The sequence below is a fragment of the Methanobrevibacter sp. genome (assembly GCF_045644645.1).
Taxonomy (GTDB): domain Archaea; phylum Methanobacteriota; class Methanobacteria; order Methanobacteriales; family Methanobacteriaceae; genus Methanocatella.
Genome location: NZ_JAZRHE010000102.1, coordinates 1 through 4,377, shown reverse-complemented (window position 1 = coordinate 4,377; position 4,377 = coordinate 1). Strand labels below are relative to the sequence as shown.

The following is a 4,377-nucleotide window of genomic DNA, read 5'->3' as shown; positions in this document are numbered from 1 at the left end:
CTGCAGGATTTAATGAAGCACCAGATTCAATTTCATCACCAACGCTCAATTCAATTTTTTCATTTGTAATATTGATTGCAGAAATATTTATGTTTTTTACTTGAGGAGATGCTGGGAAATATTGATCAGTACCAACATAGTTGATAGAAACTATATATTCTCCTGCACCAAGTTCTGGAGCCTTTTCATTTACAATAATTCCTCCAGATTGAACCTGTTGACGATACCAAGGCTTAGTTTGACCATTATCCTTATTGGTGAATGTCAAGGAATAAGGTCCATCAGCTTTTGGATTATCTAACTGTCCATTAACAACAATATTGCCCTTTTCATTTACTGCTATACTAGTAAAATTGAGACTAACATGAAGTTTTGGAACATTAAAAGCATCTGGACCGGTATCAGGGGTTTCCTTGTAAGCTGAAGCATAATTAGCATCACCATAGTACCATGCCTTGACGATATAACTACCTTTAGGTAAATAAGTATCCTTTCCACCCCAGTTAACGGAACCATTTTTAAGAGTTAAATTTTCATTAACTTCGACAATATCACCTCCAGGAGTCTTAAGGATAAACATTACAGTTACATTACCAGTAGCATCTTGTTCAGTAGACGCCGAAAATGAAACTTCTCCATAATCATCACAACGAGGTCTAATATTAAAATTTGGATCTTTAGATCCGGCTGATAAAACATCAGCACCACCATCATCACTTTCCAATGGAACATCATCAATGGTTTTTTGAACTGCAACTTGTTCATCTACAGCTACAACTGTATCATTAGTGTCTTCAGCTGCCGATACGCAAGAAACAGTCAATACCATTAATAATGCTATCAATAAACAAAATATTTTCTTTGACATATTCGCCTCCTATTACTAGAATTAAATATTAATTTTAAAGTTTTTTCTAAAATTAACTATTTTGTATTAATACATATACAATATTTTTATTTCATAGTAATTAAATAATATAGAGAACGATTGTTCTATAATGTTAAAAATTGATATAAAGAACAAACATTCTATTATATTGGAACAAATTTATTCTCCGTTTGTTCATAAACAAAAAAAAGAAAATATATAGTAAAAAATATTGGCCCCATAGTCATGTTAATTATACCCACGAGTTTTGGATTATGGTTTCATTTGGCTTTTTCAATGTTTTTCAAATCAACTTATTTTAATTCTTATTAATTAAATCGGCCATTTGTTTTGGTTTTGAATATTACTAAAACATTACTGTCATTAGATGAGAACTTGCATCTGAACTTGAATTTGATGCAATCTTTTCATTAGTTATGCTGGTTGATTGCCCAACGGACAGTATACCTGTTTCATTGCCGGGCGCACTTGCTGAAGCGATAAATGCAAAAATAAACAAAAACTGTGAAATATTTAATATAATAGAACGTTTGTTCTCTATATTATTTAATAACTAAAAAACTATAATATTATTAATGTATGAATACTAAAAAGTTAATTTTAGAAAAAACTTTAAAATTAATGGTTAAAAATCGGAACTCCCTAGTTTCAATTAGAGAAATAAGTGCAGAGACCGGAATTGCTACCGGCGGAATATACTATTATTTTTCAAGCAAAGAAGAGATATATAATGAAATTACTGAAAGATATCTTCTAGACTATGTCAAATTTGATATGGACAAACTCACACAGATTAAAGGAAATGCAAAAGAGAAAATCCACGATGCCATGGCAGAAATGATTAAACAAAATCAAAGCCGAATCGAAACTGAAACAATTGAAGATATAGATTACCGGGAGATATTGGATGTTTTAACTGCAAATGGATTTGCTTATGAAAATTCCCACAAGATTTATCAAAGTATCATAAAAGAATTGAAGGCATTTTTCACAGAAATTATTGTGGAAGGTCAAAAAAACAGACAAATCCGGCAAGACCTCCCAGCTGAAGACATTGCAGAGTCCTTAATCAACATATACCTTGGAATTCAATATCAATGGGAAATATATTGGATTGATGATATGATTTCAGCCTTTGAAGACAATTTCGAATTGGAATGGGAAAAGATAAGATTCAGAGAATAATATAATTAACTAAAAAAACATGATGTGGTTAAATGAACACTAAAGACATGATTGTTGAAAAAACACTAAAATTAATATTGGAGAAAAGCACAATTGACATTTCAATCAGTGAAATTCGAAATGCTACAGGACTGCCAACCGGCAGCATATATTATCATTTTTCAGATAAAAACGACATATTTGAAGCAATTATGCAAAAATATATAGTGGATTACATTAAAAACGATTTTGATAAAATTCCCCTTGAAGGCCCATCAAAGAACAGGATCCATGATGCATTGCTTTATATTTTACATCACTTCATAAACGGTGTTGAAATTGAAAGCATCGATGAAAAGATCAATTATGGAGACGTGATACTTCTTTTAACCGGAACAGGATATATCGAAGATGAGGTTAGCAGAATAGTTTTGCAAACAGGAAGAGACATTAAAATATTTTTAACCGCTCTTGTCGAAGATGGCAAAAGGCAAAATGAAATCAGACAGGACTTATCAACTGAAAATATTGTCGAATCATTGGTTATAATGTATATGGGAATTCAATATTCCTGGTTAATTTTTGCAAATGATGATACTGATCTCATTTTTGAGAAAAACTTTGATATAACATGGGCTGCCATCAAATACCCCTAAACGGACATTTACATGCCTATTGATGTCAACAAATTAAAATACTCTTGTTTGTGAATCAATATAGCTAGGTTCATTGACTTCCTTTACAACATCACTCTCTTTAACATCACCAATCAGCAATGGCGAATTGGGATTATGCAACTTCGGGTTCCTTTTGACCAGCTTCATGTTACTGTTGGCATAATACACTTCAAATTATTTACTACTTTTAGTGAAATTTGTTCCATACATACAAACATGAATAAAATCAAAAACTCAATAATTTCTGCCAACACTCAAAGCATTAAAAAAAAGTGAGAGATAAACTCTCATTGTTTTTTAATAGTTTTTTTCTTTTATCCGCAGCGTTAGAATTAAAATAAGTCCTAACACGATGGCCAATGCCATCATTACAGAAGCCATTGCATTCTGAATAATCATATCTGCAGTATTCACAACAATACTGTCTTGTCCATCAATAGTATCTAATTTTTGGAAATAATCATAGACCTCCTGATGGAATTGCTCGTCTCCTGAATAATCAGGTGCGTAGGTATCGATTGCTGTACTAATACCTCCAATAACTCCAAGAATTAGAACTATTCCAATTATTGCTGTACCCATTGATGAGCCTAATGTCTCACCAGTTGTAAGAATACCTGATGCATTATTTTGGCTTTCAGCAGGAATATCGAATAATGCAACATCTGAACCTAAAGCCAACATAAAACCAATTCCTGATCCAAGTAAAAACAGTCCAGGAATTAAATCAAACATTGATATATTTAATTTAAATTGATAACTTAAAATCAGACATCCAACAATAGATATTATACATCCTATTGCCAGAAGTTTCTTATGATTCAGTTTTCCAATTAATTTTGGAGTGGACACTGAAAAAATAAGCAAAGCCAAAGTAAACGGAAGTGAAGCCACACCAGTATCGAATGGATTTAACTGCATTACACTTTGGAAAAACAGAACAGTTACAAAAAATGTTCCGGCTATTACGATATTATATAATAACTTAATAGATGTACCCACACGCAAATTTCTGTCACTGAATAAATCAACATCAAGCAATGGCACCTTGCCTGACCTTTTTCTTTTGAGTTCATACCATATAAAGATTGCAAGGACTATTAATCCCAAAATTATCTCACCTATACTGGTAGTAACATCCTTAGTCAAAGTCAAAATACCAAGTACAAGTAAAACAAGCCCTATACTAGAAATTATAGCACCTATAATGTCCAAATCGTTTTTAGATTCGGTAGGTTTGAAATCAGGTATTTTATTTTGCATTACTAAAATAAATAAAATAAATATCAATTCGAATGCAAAAGTATATCTCCAACTGAAATAAGTTGTAATGAGCCCACCAAGGAGTGGAGCTAAAGCATCTGCAAGCCCTGACATTATCCCCAGAGTTGCAAAAGCAAATGTACGCATTTTGTCGGAATATGTTCCGCTTATTATTCAAACTATGGCAGGCATCATTAATGCCGCAGCAACACCTTTAATCGCTGTCCATCCGACAAAAAACATTATAACACTTGAACTTATTTCTGCAACAAATATGCCGATACCAAAAAGTGCAACGCCAATAACAAACAGCTTCTTTTTACCGACTATATCCTGAAGTTTGGTAGCAAGCAGTATCAGCGCAGCAGAAATGAGAGTGCCAAA

At 32.5% G+C, this 4,377-nt stretch carries 6 protein-coding genes and 1 pseudogene; 2 read left to right on the top strand and 5 right to left on the bottom strand.

Going from position 1 to position 4,377, the window contains the following annotated elements:
- Both ACKI4K_RS05845 and ACKI4K_RS05840 read right to left on the bottom strand, forming a co-directional pair.
- Positions 1 to 829, bottom strand: an 829-nt coding sequence (locus ACKI4K_RS05845) for a hypothetical protein (RefSeq protein WP_407423191.1), incomplete at its 3' end; no start/stop codon positions are given.
- A gap of 406 nt (positions 830 to 1,235) precedes the next feature.
- Entirely contained in the window at positions 1,236 to 1,388 is a 153-nt protein-coding gene (locus ACKI4K_RS05840; RefSeq protein ID WP_407423189.1) for a hypothetical protein, read from the bottom strand.
- 80 nt (positions 1,389 to 1,468) lie between these two features.
- Here ACKI4K_RS05840 and ACKI4K_RS05835 point away from each other — a divergent pair, with 80 nt between their 5' ends.
- Positions 1,469 to 2,074, top strand: coding sequence for a TetR/AcrR family transcriptional regulator (locus ACKI4K_RS05835; RefSeq protein ID WP_407423187.1), 606 nt, complete (start codon positions 1,469 to 1,471; stop codon positions 2,072 to 2,074).
- 32 nt (positions 2,075 to 2,106) lie between these two features.
- Positions 2,107 to 2,709, top strand: a complete 603-nt coding sequence (locus ACKI4K_RS05830; protein ID WP_407423185.1) for a TetR/AcrR family transcriptional regulator — start codon at positions 2,107 to 2,109, stop codon at positions 2,707 to 2,709.
- 33 nt (positions 2,710 to 2,742) lie between these two features.
- Here ACKI4K_RS05830 and ACKI4K_RS05825 read toward each other — a convergent pair whose 3' ends face one another.
- The 3 genes and pseudogenes from ACKI4K_RS05825 to ACKI4K_RS05815 form a co-directional block, all read right to left on the bottom strand.
- Entirely contained in the window at positions 2,743 to 2,877 is a 135-nt protein-coding gene (locus ACKI4K_RS05825) for a hypothetical protein (RefSeq protein ID WP_407423183.1), read from the bottom strand.
- Positions 2,878 to 3,027: 150 nt separating this feature from the next.
- Positions 3,028 to 4,164: an MFS transporter gene (locus ACKI4K_RS05820; protein WP_407423193.1), complete on the bottom strand. Its 1,137-nt coding sequence runs from the start codon at positions 4,162 to 4,164 to the stop codon at positions 3,028 to 3,030.
- Between the two features lie 3 nt (positions 4,165 to 4,167).
- Positions 4,168 to 4,377, bottom strand: a pseudogene (locus ACKI4K_RS05815) (MFS transporter); the annotation flags it as partial.

What these genes read in the sequence shown, in the direction of transcription:
- ACKI4K_RS05835 (WP_407423187.1), top strand. Translation starts at nt 1,469, where the DNA reads ATGAATACTAAAAAGTTAATTTTAGAAAAAACTTTAAAATTAATGGTT.
- ACKI4K_RS05830 (WP_407423185.1), top strand. Translation starts at nt 2,107, where the DNA reads ATGAACACTAAAGACATGATTGTTGAAAAAACACTAAAATTAATATTG.
- ACKI4K_RS05825 (WP_407423183.1), bottom strand. Translation starts at nt 2,877, where the DNA reads ATGAAGCTGGTCAAAAGGAACCCGAAGTTGCATAATCCCAATTCGCCA.